Annotated in this window: 14 protein-coding genes and 1 tRNA gene; 10 read left to right on the top strand and 5 right to left on the bottom strand. The window is 47.0% G+C overall.

Annotated elements, in window-relative coordinates:
- Positions 1-61 precede the first annotated feature (61 nt).
- Together pyk and NSB28_RS07625 are read left to right on the top strand one after the other, a co-directional pair.
- A complete protein-coding gene (gene pyk, locus NSB28_RS07620; protein WP_109626315.1) occupies positions 62-1,498 on the top strand; it encodes a pyruvate kinase in 1,437 nt (478 codons plus the stop codon).
- Positions 1,499-3,508, top strand: a complete 2,010-nt coding sequence (locus NSB28_RS07625) for an LTA synthase family protein (protein ID WP_109626316.1) — start codon at positions 1,499-1,501, stop codon at positions 3,506-3,508.
- Positions 3,509-3,583: 75 nt separating this feature from the next.
- Here NSB28_RS07625 and NSB28_RS07630 read toward each other — a convergent pair whose 3' ends face one another.
- Both NSB28_RS07630 and NSB28_RS07635 read right to left on the bottom strand, forming a co-directional pair.
- On the bottom strand, positions 3,584-5,152 hold the full coding sequence (locus NSB28_RS07630) for a ClC family H(+)/Cl(-) exchange transporter (RefSeq protein ID WP_109626317.1): 1,569 nt from the start codon (positions 5,150-5,152) through the stop codon (positions 3,584-3,586).
- 165 nt (positions 5,153-5,317) lie between these two features.
- Positions 5,318-6,913, bottom strand: coding sequence for a potassium/proton antiporter (locus NSB28_RS07635; protein ID WP_109626318.1), 1,596 nt, complete (start codon positions 6,911-6,913; stop codon positions 5,318-5,320).
- 267 nt (positions 6,914-7,180) lie between these two features.
- On the opposite strand from NSB28_RS07635, the gene NSB28_RS07640 reads away from it, so the two are divergent.
- The 6 genes from NSB28_RS07640 to NSB28_RS07665 are packed head-to-tail and all read left to right on the top strand — an operon-like array spanning position 7,181 to position 14,609.
- Positions 7,181-8,095 (top strand): carbohydrate ABC transporter permease, encoded by a 915-nt coding sequence (locus tag NSB28_RS07640; RefSeq protein WP_257497624.1) that lies wholly within the window; start codon positions 7,181-7,183, stop codon positions 8,093-8,095.
- Between the two features lie 13 nt (positions 8,096-8,108).
- Entirely contained in the window at positions 8,109-8,924 is an 816-nt protein-coding gene (locus tag NSB28_RS07645; RefSeq protein WP_109626320.1) for a carbohydrate ABC transporter permease, read from the top strand.
- A gap of 59 nt (positions 8,925-8,983) precedes the next feature.
- Positions 8,984-10,465 carry an ABC transporter substrate-binding protein gene (locus NSB28_RS07650; RefSeq protein ID WP_109626321.1) on the top strand — a complete coding sequence of 494 codons (1,482 nt, stop codon included), beginning with the start codon at positions 8,984-8,986 and terminating at the stop codon, positions 10,463-10,465.
- A complete protein-coding gene (locus NSB28_RS07655) occupies positions 10,465-11,973 on the top strand; it encodes a sulfatase family protein (protein WP_109626322.1) in 1,509 nt (502 codons plus the stop codon). The genes NSB28_RS07650 and NSB28_RS07655 overlap by 1 nt, the downstream gene beginning before the upstream one ends.
- Positions 11,974-11,992: 19 nt before the next feature.
- The gene (locus NSB28_RS07660; protein WP_109626323.1) at positions 11,993-12,808 is read left to right on the top strand and encodes a response regulator transcription factor; all 816 of its coding nucleotides are present in this window, start codon (positions 11,993-11,995) and stop codon (positions 12,806-12,808) included.
- Positions 12,795-14,609, top strand: coding sequence for a sensor histidine kinase (locus NSB28_RS07665; RefSeq protein WP_109626324.1), 1,815 nt, complete (start codon positions 12,795-12,797; stop codon positions 14,607-14,609). The genes NSB28_RS07660 and NSB28_RS07665 overlap by 14 nt, the downstream gene beginning before the upstream one ends.
- Here the strand turns inward: NSB28_RS07665 and NSB28_RS07670 are convergent.
- The 3 genes from NSB28_RS07670 to NSB28_RS07680 form a co-directional block, all read right to left on the bottom strand.
- Positions 14,596-15,606, bottom strand: a complete 1,011-nt coding sequence (locus NSB28_RS07670) for a hypothetical protein (RefSeq protein ID WP_109626325.1) — start codon at positions 15,604-15,606, stop codon at positions 14,596-14,598. The genes NSB28_RS07665 and NSB28_RS07670 overlap by 14 nt on opposite strands.
- 82 nt (positions 15,607-15,688) lie before the next feature.
- Positions 15,689-15,946 (bottom strand): hypothetical protein, encoded by a 258-nt coding sequence (locus tag NSB28_RS07675; RefSeq protein ID WP_109626326.1) that lies wholly within the window; start codon positions 15,944-15,946, stop codon positions 15,689-15,691.
- 185 nt (positions 15,947-16,131) lie between these two features.
- Positions 16,132-16,214: transfer RNA gene (locus NSB28_RS07680), tRNA-Leu, on the bottom strand.
- Positions 16,215-16,360: 146 nt separating this feature from the next.
- Here NSB28_RS07680 and rbr point away from each other — a divergent pair.
- Together rbr and NSB28_RS07690 are read left to right on the top strand one after the other, a co-directional pair.
- Complete coding sequence (gene rbr, locus NSB28_RS07685; protein ID WP_109626376.1) at positions 16,361-16,957, top strand: rubrerythrin; 597 nt, start codon at positions 16,361-16,363, stop codon at positions 16,955-16,957.
- 84 nt (positions 16,958-17,041) lie between these two features.
- Positions 17,042-17,956, top strand: a complete 915-nt coding sequence (locus NSB28_RS07690) for a cation diffusion facilitator family transporter (protein ID WP_257497625.1) — start codon at positions 17,042-17,044, stop codon at positions 17,954-17,956.
- The last annotated feature ends 187 nt before the right edge of the window (positions 17,957-18,143 follow it).

Consider the following 18,143-nt stretch of genomic DNA (forward strand, 5'->3'; position numbering starts at 1 on the left):
GGTGCCTGATATGAGGGCGCTGCCGGAGCAACTTAATAACATAGTTCAGAGGAGAAATTAAATGAAGAAAACGAAGATTATATGTACCATGGGACCTAACACGAATGACCGCGATCTGCTGAAGCAGCTGATTGAAAACGGCATGGATGTTGCCAGGTTTAACTTTTCCCACGGTGATTATGAGGAACACCGCGGCAGGATAGAGCTGCTGAAAAGCATCCGGGATGAACTGAGGATACCGGTTGCCATGCTTCTGGATACAAAGGGTCCTGAGATCCGCACCGGCCTTCTGAAGGACGGGAAGAAGGTGGAATTAAAGGCAGGAGACAGCTTTTCTCTCATGATGGAAGAGACAGTGGGGGATGAGACAAAATGCTCTATCACTTATCCTGAGCTCTGTGAGGATGTAAATAAGGGTGATACGATCCTCATCGATGACGGCCTGATCGGACTGCGTGTAGAGAAAGTGACAGATGAGGAGATAAGCTGTACCGTTATCAACGGCGGTGAGCTGGGAGAACGGAAAGGCATCAATGTGCCGAATGTAGGCGTAAACCTTCCGAATGTCACAGAAAAAGATAAAGAGGATATTCTCTTCGGCATCAAGCAGGGCTTTGATTTTATTGCCGCATCCTTTGTGAGAAACGGAGGCTGCATACGGGAGATAAGGAAGATCCTGAATGCGAACGGAGGAAGCCATGTCCATATCATAGCCAAGATTGAAAATGCGGAGGGCGTGGAGAATATAGATGAGATCATCCAGGAAGCCGACGGGATAATGGTTGCCAGGGGAGACCTTGGTGTGGAGATACCGGCTGACGAGGTTCCGTATATCCAGAAAAAGATTATCAGGAAATGCAATGATCATTATAAGCCTGTTATCACGGCAACACAGATGCTGGATTCTATGATAAGGAATCCCAGGCCTACAAGGGCGGAAGCGGGAGATGTGGCAAACGCTATCTATGACGGCAGTGACGCCATTATGCTTTCCGGTGAGACTGCTATGGGAAAATACCCAGTGGAAGCAGTCAGGATGATGGCCAAGATCGCTGAAACGACAGAGGCCCATCTGGATTATAAACTGCTTATAAAGAATGCCAAGAGCCGCAGAAAGAAGAGCATCTCAAGCGCTGTAGGCTTTGCTACGGTATCTACAGCACATAACCTGGATGCAGTCTGCATAGTGACACCAACTATTTCAGGGCAGACAGCCAGGCTGATCTCTAATTTCCGCCCTGAGATGCCTATATATGCAATTTCCCCCAATGAGGAAGCTGTGCGCAGGATGCAGCTGTACTGGGGAGTAAGGCCGTTCCTGGGAAATCAGGAAGAGACAACGAGCAGCATCATTGCCAATTCTATGATTCTTATCAGAAAGAAAAAGCTGATAAAGAGAGGACAGCTGGCTGTATTTACAGCGGGAGATCCGGCTACGAATTTTGTTACCGGTGAAGGGACAATAACTAACATGATGCACATAGTCGAGGCGAAATAAATGAAGAAATATCTCAATATCTCAAAGGTGAGGGTTGCCATTGCTAGCGCAGTGGCAATTGCCTTGTCTGTACTCAGCATAGTGGCTTTGCAGGAAGGCGGGATGACGGCGGGGAAATTTGCCTTGGCTCTGTTTCTCTCAATACTTGCAGGCCTTCTTATTATTATCAGGATCCCTGTTAACAAGATAGCAGGCGGTATCATATTTTTCATCTTACCCCTGCTGGCGCTCTGCTGTATGGAATTTTATACACATGTGCCCTGGGACTTGACATTTCCGATCTTGATACTGAACTATCTGTTTTATCTGCTGCTCTACCTGCTGTTTTCCTCTCTGTTTGGAAATACCAGATGGGGATGTGTTGCAGGGCCTGTGATACCCATGATCTTTGGCATGGCAAATTATTTCGTGGTGAGCTTCAGATCCTCACCTATCGTTCCGTGGGATTTCTATTCACTGGGGACAGCAGTAACGATAGCGGATAATTATACTTTTACTGTCAGTGACCGTCTTGTGTTTGTCCTGATGGGATTTATATTTTTGATGATACTGGGTGAGAAGACAAGTATCAGGATCCGGAAGGTGAAGGTGCGTGCTGCTTCCATAGTGCTGTCAGCCGTACTGCTTTTTGGATATGTCCAGGGGATACAGACAAAGTTTACAGAAAATCTGTTTGGACTTGATAACATCCTCTTTACGCCAAATGTGCTGTATCGGAATAATGGATTCGCAGGAGCATTTCTGGCAAATCTCCAGTATCTGAATATTGAGAAACCGTCGGGATATTCAAAAGAGGCTGTAGAGGAAATTGCGGATTCTCTGGAAGAAAAAAATAAGGATGACAATAAAGATGCGCTGACAGATATATCGGACATGCCCAATATAGTTGTTATCATGAACGAGGCATTTTCTGACCTTTCTGTGTACGGTGATTTTAATGTGAGTGAAGATTTTATGCCATATATCCATTCTCTTGAGGAAAATACTGTAAAGGGCAATCTTTACGTATCTGTAAAGGGAGGAAATACAGCTAATACAGAATTTGAATTCCTGACAGGAAATACGATGGCCTTTTTGCCAAGCGGCAGTGTTGCTTACCAGCAGTATGTAAAGAGCCAGATGCCCTCACTTGCAAGCCATCTGAAAAGTCTGGGATATCAGACGGCTGCCCTCCATCCATACTACGCTACAGGATGGAACAGGAATACTGTTTATCCGGATCTTGGATTTGACAATTCTTATTTTAAGTCAGATTTTAGCGGCGCTTCCACTCTGAGAGGATATGTAGATGATGAATCTGCTTTTAATAAGATCATTGAACTGTATGAGGAGAAGCAGCAGGATGACAGGCTTTTTGCATTTGAAGTGACAATGCAGAACCATGGAGGGTACAGCAAAGAGTTTGATGACTTTAAGGAAGATGTCTATTTGTCTGACCTGGATGAGTCAGGAAAGACACTGAGCCAGATCTCGGCGGAGCGTTATCTGAGCCTTATAAAGCGCTCTGATGAAGCATTCCAGGATCTGACAGAGTACTTTGCAGGCCAGGATGAGCATACAGTCATTCTGATGTTTGGCGACCATCAGCCGTCAGATTACATATCCAATGTAATACTCAGGCTGCTGGGTAAGGATACAGAGGCAAGGGAAGACAGCGTTGATGAATTTTCAGAAGGTTACATTGTGCCCTTTGTGATGTGGGCAAACTATGATATAGAAGAAGAACAGGTTGATGCAATCAGCGCCAATTATCTGGGCGGGCTTCTTCTGGAAAAAGCCAATCTGCCTCTGAGCGGCTTCCAGAGTTATCTGGGAGGCCTCCGGGAGGATTTCCCTGTGATAACTGCCAATTTCTGGGCTGATGCATCAGAAGAGGGCATTGCCTTCCACAACTGGAAGGATGGAGAAGCGGACGAGGATGAGCAGTCACTGCTGGACCAGTACAGGATGCTTCAGTACAATGACCTGAATGATCCAAAGAACAGGGTATGGGAATTTTTCGGGAGCTGATCCGCGGATTGATCAAAAAAACAGGACATATAGAAAATGCTTAGACAGATTCTATATGTCCTGTTTTATTACCGTCTAGAATTCATCAGGCGCGACTACCGCCTTACACTGTTCCTCCATCATCTGGGTGACTTCCGGGCTGTAGGCCTCATCACAGAGTACGATCAGTCCGTCTCCGGCTTCCAGCTTTGTCTCGCCCCGGGGCACGATCTCGATCTCTCCCCGTTTGACGGCTATGATCAGACAGCGGTCAGGTATGCTGACTTCGCGTATGCGCTTTCCGCAGATCGGTGACCCCAGATGTATGGGCGTCTCAAGCAGCAGCTTTTCACCTGTCTCTTCCCTCTTGACTCTGCCGGCCTTAAAGAGCATTCTGCGCAGCAGCTGGTCATAGATGGGTTTGGCATGGCAGACATCAGCTACAGTAAACGCAGTCAATGATACAAGAGCGATGAACATCAGATGGGTGAAGTTGCCTGTCATTTCAGTGATAAGAAGGATGCCTGTTATGGGGGCGCGGACAATTGCGGCGAAGCTTCCGGCCATGCCGAGTATGAGCAGGGCGCCCAGGTTCAGGTCAGAGCCCAGAGCGTCAGCGATGCCGTGGAAGACCCCGCCGCAGAGGGCGCCCAGGACCAGGAGAGGCAGGAAAATCCCGCCCGGTATGCCTGCACCGAAGCTGGTAATAGAAAATGCAAACTTGATAACAAGCAGCGCTGCCAGTGTGATGAGCGGGATCTTGTCCGCAATATCCATAACAAGGCTGCTGCCGCCTCCCAGTACTGCAGGACAGAAATACAGGAAGAGCCCTGCCAGCATAAACGGGATAAGGGTACGGATAAACTGGCTGGGGATCTTATCATAAAGCTTCTGTACACGGTCCGTGCAGAAATTATAAAGCACACCTATAAGTCCCACAACTGCTCCCAGCAGGATAACGATCCAGAAGTGGGAGAGCGGAATGGCAATAGCGCCTGAAAAATCGAATACAGGTTTTAAGCCGAATACGTTTCTGGAGACAAAATTGGCTGTAATGGCGGAGGCCATGGAGGAGAGGAGTATCTCTACTGAGAAATTTTTATGTACTTCTTCCAGCGCAAACAGGGCGCCTGCGATAGGGGCATTAAAGGCAGCTGAAAGCCCTGCGCTGGCACCGCAGGTGATCAGCATCTTTTCCTCCACCTTCATTCTTTTGGTGAGCCGGGCAAATCCTTTTCCCACCATGGCTCCAAGCTGTATGGACGGGCCTTCGCGCCCGAGGGAAAGGCCTGAACCGATAGTGATGATCCCTCCCAGAAATTTGGCTGTCAGCACTCTCCACCAGGTCTGCTGGAAATAGCCCTGGATCTCGCCGTCCAGCTGTGGGATGCCTGAACCGGATATCATAGGCTCCCATTTCAGAAGCAGGGTGGTGATGACGGCGCCGCAGAGCAGGATAAGGAACCACACTGCCATGAACCACGGGTGGACCTGTACATATACTACGAGTTCTTCCAGCAGTATCTCCAATTTTCCAAGGATCAGCCTGAACAGCACAACAACAAGACCTGCCACGGCTCCAATGCACAGACCTTCAAATACAAGCTTGTACCGGAAATCCTGAAACCGTTTAATGACTTTTGTAACACTATGGTTACTTTCCATCTTTTATAACTCCTTCCTCCTCGCTTAAATGATGAGCAGTGCGCACTTATCATTTTGCATTACAGGGAAATTCTTATTAATTTAATTATATAACCCTTTTGTCTGACGCGTCAAGGAAGGATTTAACATCACTGGCCGCTCTGTGACCAGTAACCCGGCAACGATTTAAACATCGCTGCACAAAATCAGGGTATCTCCTTTTTTAAGCATGCTGTTTCCGTCCGGAATAAAATTTTCCTGCCCCCGCCTCACCATAACTATAAGAGAACTGTCAGGGAGGGAGATATTGTTTACAGGCTGGTTGACCCACGGATGATCTTTGTCCAGAAAGACTTCGCTTAAGTTCACATTTGAGTTGTCGGTGTAGCTGCTGCAGCTGATAATGATGCTGTCAGAGAGCCGGATACGGGTAGAACCATTGGGGATGAGAGTTTCCCCCTCCCGCTTTACCATGACTGCCAGCATATCCTTTGGCATGGAGATATCAGAAAGCGTCTGTCCCACCCAGGGATGTCCTTCGCTGAGGCGCACCTCTATGAGGTTTAATTCTTTTGCATCCTGATAATCATTAAAGGTGCGAAAGACATTGCAGTCTTTCTCTATAAGGCCCAGACGCCTGGACAAGAGGGGAAGCAGGGAGCCCTGTATGGCCACAGACAAAAGGCATACGAAAAAGGCAATATGGAAAATATCATTTTTGGTGTATGCCGGGCTTACTACAGTTGCTATGGCGAATACAATGCTGGCTGCGCCTCTTAGGCCTGCCCAGGACACGAGGAGCTGCTGCCTGAAGGGGACCTTAAAGGGAGTCAGTATGGCAAAGACTGCCAGCGGCCTGGCCACCAGCGTCAGAAAGAGCGCTATCAGGGCTGCGCTTGGCAGGATCAGGAGCATCTGGCTGGGAAAGGAGAGCAGGCCAAGCGTGAAAAACAGCAGGATCTGCATGATCCCGGTCAGTCCGTCAAAGAAATGCACTAGTTCAATTTTATCTGAGATTGCACTGTTGCCCAGAATGATTCCGGCTATGTAGACACTTAAAAATCCATTGCCCCCCAGGAGCACCGGCATGGAATAGGCGCTGATGGCTACTGCGAACACGAGGATCAGATGCATCCCGTTTGAGTGAAAGGAGAATTTCTTCATAAGAAAAGCTGTGGCGCAGCCGATGGCAGCTCCGAATGCCAGCCCGAAAAATATCTGCTTAAAAAGCAGGAGAGGCAGGCTGGCGGCGCCATTTCCCTGCATCAGTCCCAGGATGATGATGGTGAGCATATATGCTATAGGGTCATTGCTTCCGCTCTCGATTTCCAGCAGGGAAGCCAGACCTCCTGTCAGATTCAGCTTTTTTCCCCTGAGAATGGAAAATACAGAAGCAGCGTCTGTGGAGCCCAGAACAGCGCCTATGAGCAGGCCCTCCAGCAGCGAGGTCCTTAAAACGAAATAGCAGAAGACTCCTGTTATCAGAGCAGTCAGGATCACTCCGAAGGTGGAGAGCAGGATAGATTTGACAGCTACAGGCTTCGCAGCATCCCAGTTGGTGCCAAAGCCTCCGTAGAACATGATAAAAAGAAGAGCAGCAGAACAGATATGTTCCGTGAGCCCGTAATCATCAAATGAGATGCCTGCGATGCCGTCTGATCCCATGAGCATCCCCAGAGCCAGAAACAGCAGCAGGGCAGGTATTCCAAAACGGGCAAAGAGCTTGCTGCATACGACAGATATTATACAGATGAGTGAAACAATCAGCAGGTATTTTTCCAAACGCATTCCTCCTTTATATTTATTATGTTAATTTTAACATAGATCCGGGAGTAAGAAAAGCGATAACATATACGGGAATATTGATGGACACGGTATGGAAAACGGACAGGCAATTGGAAGAAATGCTGGCTGGAGTATAAAATAATGATGGGCAAATGTTAAAGAATGATGAAAAAAAGAAAAATAATACCACTAAACTAGTAAAATACTACAAATAATTCCTTAAAACATTATGATATGATGGTTTCAATGAAAAGGAGGAGCGACATGGAAAGAAGAAAAAAGAAATCGTTTTTCAAGATATTGAAGCCGTTTTTGTTCCTGGTGCCAGTGTACTTCCTGCTGATAACCTTTAAGTACATACCATTCGGGATGGCGTTTGTAAAATCTCTCTTTAACTGGAACGGCGCCAATATGAACGAATTCATAGGGCTGAAAAACTATGCGGAGGCATTTGGGGACAAGATGTTTCTGAACAGTATCCTGAGGGCGGGAATCGTTACAATAGTCCAGGTGATCATCGTAGTCACAGTCCCGCTGCTGGCAGCCGAACTGCTGTACGCAGTGAAATCGTCAAGGAAACAGTATGCGATCAGGACGGCTTTTACATTTCCTATGGTAGTGCCGGGAGTGGTAGTGATCCTTTTGTGGAAATGGATCCTGGCAGGCGATACGGGAGTCCTGAACAATTTCCTGAACATGGTAGGACTTGGAAATCTGGCAAAGCCCTGGCTGGGCAGTTCGGGGACGGCGCTTGGATCGATCCTGGCGATCGGTTTTCCGTGGATCGGGATGGCTATGATGGGCGGCATGCAGTTTCTGATTTATTTCGGAGCCATACAGGGTATACCAAAAGATTATTTTGAGGCATCCCAGCTGGATGGGGCCAATATAGTACAGCGTTTCCTGAAGGTAGACCTTCCCATGCTGGCCAGCCAGCTGAAGCTGATGATCACACTTGCTATCATCAATTCGCTGCAGATATTTGATTCCATCTTTATCCTGACTAAGGGAGGACCCGGACAGTCAACTATGGTGCCCGCTGTGTATATGTATGAGCAGGGCTTCACCTACAGAAGGATGGGATATTGTTCAGCTCTTGGCGTAGTGCTGTTTATGCTGATACTGATTCTTACGGCGTTTAACAACAAGTTTCTGAAAAATACAGAAGCGGCTGATTAGAGGAGGAGATTATATGAGTAAGTTTGCACGTGTTTTTGGGAGGGTCCTTCTGGGACTTTTGCTGGCACTGACATTGCTGCCTTTTTACCTCCTGCTTGTCAACTCTTTTAAATGGAGCAAGGAAATCGTTGTGAATCCATGGATACCCATGGGGGGGCTGCATTTTACAAATTATGTAAAAGCAGGGGAACAGATAGTAAGGCCAATGTTTAATTCACTTATTGTTACCGTATGCGTGATCGCTCTGGTGGTATTTGTATCCACACTGGCAGCCTATGCATTTATCAGATTTAAGTTTTTCGCATCAGGGCTGTTGTATATCGGTATTATCGCTATGCTGATGATTCCGGGGTTTGTGCTTCTGATACCTCAGTTTATACAGATCAACCAGCTGGGTATGTACAATACCTTCGCCGGCCTGATATTCCCTCCGGCAGCGGCGGGAGCAGCCACCGGGACCTTCCTGCTGAAGAGCTCCATGGAATCCATATCAAAGAGCCTCTTCGAAGCAGCAGATATGGAAGGGGCGGGGGACCTGCATATCTTAAGCAGGATAGTAGTGCCTCTTTCCAAGCCTACTATATCTACAGTGGTGATCGTGACAGGGCTTTCAGCCTGGAATAATTATCTGTGGCCTCTTGTATCCACATCCGGGCCAGAGACGCAGCAAATCACTGTGGCGCTGACAAAGCTGATACGTTCAGCTATTGAAGGAGACGGCATTCTGTTTGCGGGTTATGTGACAGCGTCACTTCCGCTGATCATCCTGTTCTGTTTTGCCAGCAAGTCATTTGTGGCCGGACTGACACAGGGAGCTGTAAAAGGTTAATCGCAGCGCTGAAAATTTGTTATCTATTAAAATTATATTATAAATAGGAGGATTTGATTATGAAGTTAAGAAAAGCAACAGCAGTGGTACTTGGAATGTCCCTGGCGGCATCTATGGCAGCGGGGTGTGCAGGCAGCAGCACGGCGCCTGAAGAGACAAAGAACCAGGATACAGCCCAGGTCCAAAAGACAGAAGTTCAGAAGGTGGGAAATTCTGATGAGAAGATTAAACTTGTATTTGCCCAGGATCTTGATACAAATGAACATGCCAATGAAGTAGTGAATGCAATTATCGATGAGTATGAAGAGAAAGCAGGGGTGGAGATCCAGTTTGAAGCCCTCCCGTCAGCTGACTACAGAACATGGTTGACAACACAGTTTGCAGCCGGAAAGGGACCGGATGTGTATACAGGTATTATTTATGACCTGAGCACTGATTATGACAGCGGTTATCTGTATAACTTTAAGGATCTGTATGAAAAAGAAAGCGCATATGATGCAGGGAAGGCCTGGAAGGATACACTTCCGGAATCTATTCTGGAGAGGATGTACCTCACAGAAAATGATGTGCCAGGGTACCCGTCAAGCACATCTGTAGTCAGGATCTTCTACAATAAGACAGCTTTTGAGCAGGCAGGCGCCAAGGTACCTGAGACATGGGCAGAATTTATGGATGCATGTCAGAAATTAAAAGATTCAGGGATCACACCTTTTGGATTCCCGAATGCAACTATTGCAGATTTGTCTTGGTTATGGTTTAATAACTCTATATCAGGCCAGCTGAACAGCTCACTCGTGGATGAACTGGATGTATCAGGAAACGGATATGTGGAACTTCAGGAGATCGCAAAAGGCGTGGATGAAGGCAAGATCGACTTTACTAAGCCGGAGCTTATAAAAGGATTTGAGCTTATGAAGGATTTCTCACAGTACTGGACATCCGACTATAACGGACTTGACCAGAAGACAGCTATCCAGATGTTCGAGAGAGGTGAAGTAGCCATGGTTCAGGCTATGTCCATCAATCTGGCAGACATCGAGGCTGTTGTAGGAGACAGCTTTGAATACGGAGTTATGCCTATACCTGTCATCACAAAAGAGACAGCTGACACAGCGCTTGGAAAATCTATCATCCTGGGCGGACAGCCGGACATCATCTATGCAGTAAATAAAGATCTGGAAAATGATGAAGCCAGATTAAACGCGGCAATTGATTTCTGCCAGTACATGTCATCACCGGAAGTTCAGGTACGCCTTGCAGAAGAGATCTGCAGGATCCCTCTGACAACATCTGCACAGCTTCCTGATAATTTAGCAGGCTTCACGATTGTTGAAGAGCCGCTGCGTATGCCATATTACACAGGCATCAATGAGAAACTGCGCAACTATTTCCAGAGAGCCGGACAGGATTTCCTCTCAGACGGCATCGATGTAAATGAGCTGGGCGAGACAATGAACAGCGCTTACACAGAAGTTCTGGGCGAGATCATGGCAGAGAACGGCTGGAGTGCAGACAACAACTATGGCATGGAGACGAAATAATGACAGACCAGAGCAGGAAAAAGCCAAATGTGATCTATATTCTGGCTGATGATATGGGGTATGGGGACATTTCAGCCTTCAATGAAAATTGTCCTTTTAAAACTCCGAACCTGGATGGGATGTGTGAAAACGGGATGCGTTTCACAGATGCACACGCCACCTCGGCGGTGTGCACCCCATCCAGATATGGAATACTGACGGGGCGCTATAATTGGCGCTCCCGTCTGAAATCCAGCGTGATAGGCGGATATTCAGAACCGCTTATCGAGGAAGGCAGAAAAACGGTAGCCCATCTGTTTAAAGAGGAGGGCTACCGCACAGCTATTGTAGGAAAATGGCATCTGGGCATGAGCTTTGCCAAGACAGACGACTTTTATGAAAAACCGGACTTTGATGCATGTACGGGTGTGGATTATTCAGCGCCTGTCAGTTTTTCTCCGATAACAAATGGATTTGATTATTATTATGGGATAAGCGGCTCTCTGGATATGCCTCCTTATATCTATATTGAGAATGACAGATTCACCGCCCTCCCGGACCATATCAGTAAAGGTGAGGGCAAGGGCTTCTGGAGAGAAGGGCCCACAGCGCCGGGATTTATCCATGAAAATGTCCTGGATGAACTGACCGACAAGGCGTGCGAAAAGATAGAAGAGTACAAGGATGCGCCTTTCTTCCTGTATTTCCCTATGCCGGCGCCGCACACACCTATTCTGCCTTCGAAATCTTTTCAGGGGAAATCAGGGACAAATGAATATGGCGATTTTGTCCTCCACTGTGACGATGTTGTCGGCAGAATTGTGAAAAAGCTGAAGGATGAGGGGATCTATGAGGATACTATCCTTATCTACACTTCAGACAACGGATGTTCGCCCATGGCTGATTTCAGGGAACTAAAAGAGCATGGACACAATCCAAGCTATGTCTTCAGAGGCACAAAGGCAGACATATATGAGGGGGGCCACAGGATACCTCTGATCATACAGTGGCCGGCCATGATCAGGAAAGGCGCTGTCTGTACGGAGCTTGTGTGCCTGTGCGACCTGATGGCTACTATGGCAGAATATTTCGGACGCTGCCTTCCTGATAACATGGGCGAGGACAGTGTCAGCAGCCTGCCGCTCTGGCTGGAGCAGGGCCATGGCGGGGTGAGGGAGGATCTGGTGCACCAGAGCATAGACGGCTCTCTCTCAATACGGAAGGGCAGTTTTAAATTAGAGATGTGTCCTGGCTCAGGCGGATGGTCTGACCCGGTGCCGGGCAAGGAAGACAAGAGCCTTCCCAGATTCCAGCTCTATAATCTGGAAAATGATATAGGCGAGAAGGTGAATGTGATCAGGGAATATCCGGAAATAGCCAAACAGCTGCGGGATATTCTAAAAGGGTATGTGGAGAATGGCAGGAGTACTCCCGGCAGCAGGCAGTCCAATAACGGCCAGCGCATCTGGGAGACTATAGCCTGGCTGGATGAGGATGATGACAGCCTGGAATTGTACAGCAGGGAATAACTTGTAAAGGGGATTATGAATGTACGATATTCTTGTGGTAGATGATGAGAGATGGATACGGAAGGGTATCATTAAAATGATTGACGGACAGGGCAGCCTGATCGGAAATATCATGGAGGCTGACAGCGTTGAGGCGGCAGAAAGATTATTTGATGAGTGCCGTCCCCATATCATCATTTCAGATGTGAGGTTCCCTAAAGAGGATGGCTGCATCCTCTGCCGCAGGATATATCAGAAGTCCCCGAAAACCAAGATCATCATGCTGTCCGGCTATAATGATTTCGAGTATGTGAAATCAGCGCTTAATTATAAAGCAGTGGATTATCTGCTGAAGCCAGTGGCGCGGGAGGCATTAAACGATGCCATAAGAAGGAGCATAGAAGAAATCAGGATCAATGAAAAGCCAGATATTAAAAAACAGGAACAGGACCATGGCTCTGTAGCAAAGCAGCCCCAGCCGCCTGTATCTGTGACAGGAAAAAATGTGGATGATATCATCCGGCAGGTGACTGAGGACATACGCAGCAATTACGGGGAAAAGATCAGCCTGTCTGGAATCTCAGCCAAATACCATGTTAGTGAAGCTTATTTCTCCTCTATGTTCAAGAAGAGCATGGGGACTACCCTGATGAATTATCTCATGGGGTACAGGATAGAGAAGGCAAAGGAGCTGATGATGACAACGGACAGAAAGATAGTGGATATCGCAGTGCTTGTGGGGTATCCGGATATCCACTATTTTAATAAGGTCTTCAAAAAGCTGACAGGGGAGGCTCCCAGAGATTACAAGAAAAAGCTGATGATTGAACTGAAGGGTGGGGATGATGATCTATAAGACATGGAAAAGCAAGGTGCAGCTCAAGGTGATCACAGGCTTTGTGCTGGCCCTGCTGCTTGTGCTTCTGGGAAATACAATTGTGATGAACCGCTTTTTCATCAGCTTTATAAAGGAGCAGAGGGTGAAATATAACTCTCAGATGATGAAGAGGACTGATTATGAGCTAAAAAGCCTGTATGACAGAGTAAACCAGTTTATGATCAATTATGGTACGGGGGAATATTATCAGCAGCTTGCCGAGAATGACGGCAGGCTTTCTTACTATGAAAATCTCAAGCAGGAGCTGGAGGCCAGGGATAAGATACTCCAGAGAGTATATGCGAACAATCTGTATGAAGCAGTGGATGGTATTTTATTCTACTGGGGGAAGGGCGACTATATATATGCAGGGGATTCTGTGATAAGGGAAGGATTTGTGGCTTCTGATGAGGCCTGGTACGCTAAATTCCTGGAGGATCTTGGAGAGCGCGTGGTGTATGGGCCTGTCATGGAGGATTATCTTCCGAAAAATGTCCAGAAGCAGGAGGTGCTCCTTTTTCTGCGTCCTCTGGGCGGACAGAAACAGGGCGCAAAAGGGGCTGCGATGCCCTTTATGATGATAGCTATAAAGTTTGCTGAGATCGAAGATATTTTTTCTTATTTATTTTCAGAAAATAAAGGGCTTGTCATCACTGATCTGGACGGTGAAGTGATCTATGAGAAGGGGGTAACGGAGGAACATGTTGCCCGGGCTGCGGGTCTTGATTATTCTGAACTGATCAGGAAGAGGAGTGAATACCTGACCGACTCAAAGGACGGGGCTTTTTATACAAGTACTTTACTGGATTCTTATGGATGGGTGCTGACTACAGTAGATATGGAGAAGGAGCTGTTTAAGGATGTGAACCAGCTGGTAAGTACAGTGGACATCATTATAGCAATAATAGCTCTGGCAGGGATCCTGATAGCCATGGCCGTATCCAGGAGGGCGCTTTTCCCCATACAGGTGCTGAATAAGATGATCCATACAATGGAAGAAGATGATGATACATATCTGGATGTGGTGGGGGATGATGAGGCCGGGCAGATAGGTGAACGGTTCAATCAGATGAAGAAAAAGATCCAGGAGCTGAACGCCAAGAAATATTTATCTGAGCTAAATGAAAAAGAGGCCAGGCTTTCCATGCTGCAGGCGCAGATCAACCCGCATTTTCTCCATAATACCCTGGATAATATCTATTGTATTGCCCAGATAGAGGAGATCGAACCTATTGTAAAACTGACGAGAGATCTCTCAGAAATGATGCGCTACAGTGTAAACTGTAAGGAGACCTTTTCCACGCTGAAGAAAGAGCTGGATCATGTCCGCGCTTATGTGGACATCATCAATGTCCGTTACGATGACAGCATAGATTATAAGGTGGAGATGGAAGAACACCTGGAAGACGTAAGATGTATGAAGCTTTTGCTGCAGCCGCTTGTGGAAAACGCGTGGGTGCATGGAATACTGCCGGCTGCGTCCCACAGGGGCGTCATAAAAATCAGTGCAAGAGTGGAGGGGAAGGATCTTCTCATCTATGTGGAAGATAACGGGGAAGGCATGGAAGAAGAGGAAGTCATAAAGCTGAAGAAAGAACTGGAGAAGCCTGTCCTTCAGGCCCGGATCCCCCAAAACAGGGGATTCGGCATCGCGCTGATGAATGTAAATGACAGGATAAAGCTGGTGGACGGCATCAAATATGGGCTTTTTATCGAGAGTGTGAAAGGAAAAGGCAGCAGGGTGACCGTAAAGCAAAAATACGAGATCAGCACGGAATAATATTGTCTGCAGTCATGTCTTCGCATTCTCTTATATAGAAGGATGTACGCCATTCCACTGATTTGACCGGAGAAAAGCGGGGCGCAGAACAGGCAGGATAGGAGGTACTTCCCTCTGCATTCTTGCCTGCAATAATAATGGAGACAGGCCCGCTTCCACCTCCTATTATGGATACAGAAGAGGCCAGGGGATGTTTGGATGCATCTTTTTCCCTGCGGGGCGGGTCACAGGGATTACAGTCCTGTATGCGGAAGACTTCAGGCGGTAAGTCCGGGGTCACTTTATATGACAGGGACAGATAATTCCTGGGATATATCAGGCCCCTGTCCCGGGAAAAAACATCACCGGGAAGCCTTCCAGCCTCGCATGAGATAATATTCAGCGTATACACTTCCATCGTAACAGGATGGGTAAAGGTCAGATCCTGAGGGGTCTGGCCTTCTTCGGTTTTAAAATGAAAGCCTGGATAAAAGACTGGGTGGGCAGTGAGAGTCAGACGTAGTGAACTTAAGTGTTCCTGTGTGGTTTCTGGTTTTATGCCGTCAGGCCACCCGAAGGAAGACCTGACAAACAGCCAGCCTTCTTTGCGGCTGCATCCATAACTTTCCATCAGTTCTTCAGCTATATGTTCTCTGCCTGTACTGCAGGGATGCCATGATACAGAAGATGCGCCAAGTCCCGGCAGTTCTATTTCTCCCAGGAATGCCGCGGCATGGAAAGACAGGCTGAATGGATTTTCCTTTTCTAATATTTCGTTTTCTTCATCGGTTAGCTTGTTTTCCAGGCATTTATTATACCAGCGGGAGAGGTGTTTTTTAGCTTCAGCTCCCGGAACCAAAATACAGAAATCAACTGCCAGCCCGTCTTCACATAGATATACAGCGGGAATTTTCCACTGTCTTCCGTTCCAATTAAATTCTCTGCCGGATATTATTTTTTTTCCGGGATTTTTTCCGTTTCTTTTAGTGCCAAAGTAACTATTTAAATATACATTCATGCCAGTTTCCCCCTTGGAATATTGTCTGGCAACATTATATCACTAAATGCGCAGGCGGTCATCACATTCTGGCTCCTGGGCTTTATTTTTTTCTGCTGACATGTTCAGCCAGCTTGTCAGAGCAAAATCTTATAAGTATTGCCGCTGCCAGGCATATAATTCCTCCGGTGACAAGATAAAGGCTGGAGGAGGCGTCGTTGCTCTTTGTCAGAAAGCCAAGTACACCAACGATCAACGAAATTGCTCCCAGGATCAATGTGATTTTATAAAACATTCTGCCTATTCCGCTTATCATGGTTGCAGCGGGGCTGTCAGGATAATGCCTGTAACTGATTTTCATACTACATACCTCCTATTTTTGTTGAAAAATTAATATGGTCTGTAAGAAATATTATATATGACAAAAAGACTGGACTGGTCCTAAAATCTTTGGGACCGGCCCGGCCTTTTTGGGAGGACTTACAGAAAAAAACAGCCTCCGTTCAGGGAAGACTGTCTTTTTATTAAGGTATGCTTTTTACTTAATGCCGCTGGCCGGATTCGAACCGGCACGGCTGTTAACCGCTTGATTTTGAGTCAAGTGCGTCTGCCAATTCCGCCACAGCGGCCGACTTATCAGCCGAAAATCATTTTAGCATACCATATATATTTATGCAAGCATTTTTTGAAAAAACTGCTGTATTTCAGGAATAATATGGCAGTCTGGGGAAATAATAAGGCGTGTATAAAGTTTAGAGCAGGAAAGGAAGATATTATGACAGTGGATTTTAAAACAAGCCAGACAAAGGATAATCTGATGCGTGCATTCGCAGGAGAGAGCCAGGCCAGAAACAGATACACATTTGCAGCATCTCAGGCCAAAAAAGAAAAACTTCAGGTGATTGAAGCAGTATTTCGTTTTACTGCTGATCAGGAGCGTCAGCATGCAAGGGTTTTTTACAGTTACTTAAAGGAACTTGCAGGACAGACAATTACCGTGGACGGCGGATATCCGGTAGACATTTATCCTGATGTGAAAGACCTGTTAAGGGCAGCACAGCACAATGAATACGAAGAGCATGATGATGTCTACAAGAAATTTGGTGAAGTGGCTAAGGAAGAAGGATTCCATAAAGTTGCGGGCGCCTTTCATATGATTGCTGAAATTGAAAAGACTCACGGGGACCGCTTTAAAAAATTTGCTGATTATATGGATGAGAATAAGCTGTTTGTCTCTGACGTGGAGGAAGGCTGGATGTGCCTGGAGTGCGGTTTTATATACCAGGGCAAGGAAGCGCCGGAAAAATGCCCTGTCTGCAGCCATGACCAAGGATATTTTATCAGGCTTTCGCTGGCCCCCTACCAGGACTAATCATTTAACAGAGACATGCCAGCCTGCATACAGTATGATAATGAATTTCACTGCCTGAATTGTTTCAGGGGGCGGGTGTGGGATATGAAGATAAAAGCCGGACCTGAAAATGATAGCCGGAAAATTGCCATGAGGGTATCAACAGTAAGCATTGCCGGGAATGTTATCCTGTCACTGTTTAAATTATTCGCAGGGGTAGCGGCAAATTCCGGCGCCATGGTCTCAGATGCAGTCCACTCGGCATCTGATGTATTCAGCACTGTTATCGTGATGATCGGTATCAAATTTGCGAATAAAGCATCAGATAAAGAGCATCAGTACGGGCATGAGCGGATGGAATGTGTGGCTGCGGTCATACTCGCTGTGATCCTGTTTGGAACAGGACTGGGAATAGGGTACCGGGGAGCAGTTAAGATCTTTTACGATACGGGCAAAGAGCTTGCAGTTCCGGGAACACTTGCCCTTGCTGCGGCAGTCATATCTATAGCTGTCAAAGAAGCCATGTACTGGTATACAAGGGCTGCGGCGAAAAAGATCCGCTCCGGAGCACTGCTGGCGGATGCATGGCATCACAGGTCAGATGCCCTGTCCTCCGTCGGAAGCTTTGCGGGCATCTTCGGGGCGAGGCTGGGATATCCTGTGCTGGACCCTGCAGCAAGTATTGTCATCTGTGTATTCATCCTGAAAGCAGCGTGCGGCATATTTGCAGATGCGATCGGGAAGATGACAGACAAAGCCTGTGATGATGAAATTGTGGAGGAAATCAGGGATGTTATCCTCTCACAGAGCGGAGTGCTTGGGATAGACCAGCTGAAGACGCGCCTTTTTGGCGCCAGGATCTATGTGGATGTGGAGATCAGAGCAGACGGCAATGAGACACTGAAGAGGGCGCATGAGACAGCTGAGAAGGTACATGGCGCCATTGAAGAACATTTTCCGGATGTCAAACACTGTATGGTACATGTAAATCCTGAAGAAAACCATGCTCAGGACAGATGAAGAGGGATGGGGGAAGTACGTCTCCTGCGGAGTGCGGGAACTATTATCACAAATGATCTAAAAAAACAATTAACAGCTTCTGGGAGAATTAGCCTTTTCAGAAGCTGTTTTATATGTTATACTAATTGATGATTAACGGGAAAAAGTGAAAATGTACGCGATACACGGACATCAAACAGGCCTTTGA

The organism is Murimonas intestini (genome assembly GCF_024622195.1).
Lineage (GTDB): Bacteria > Bacillota > Clostridia > Lachnospirales > Lachnospiraceae > Murimonas > Murimonas intestini.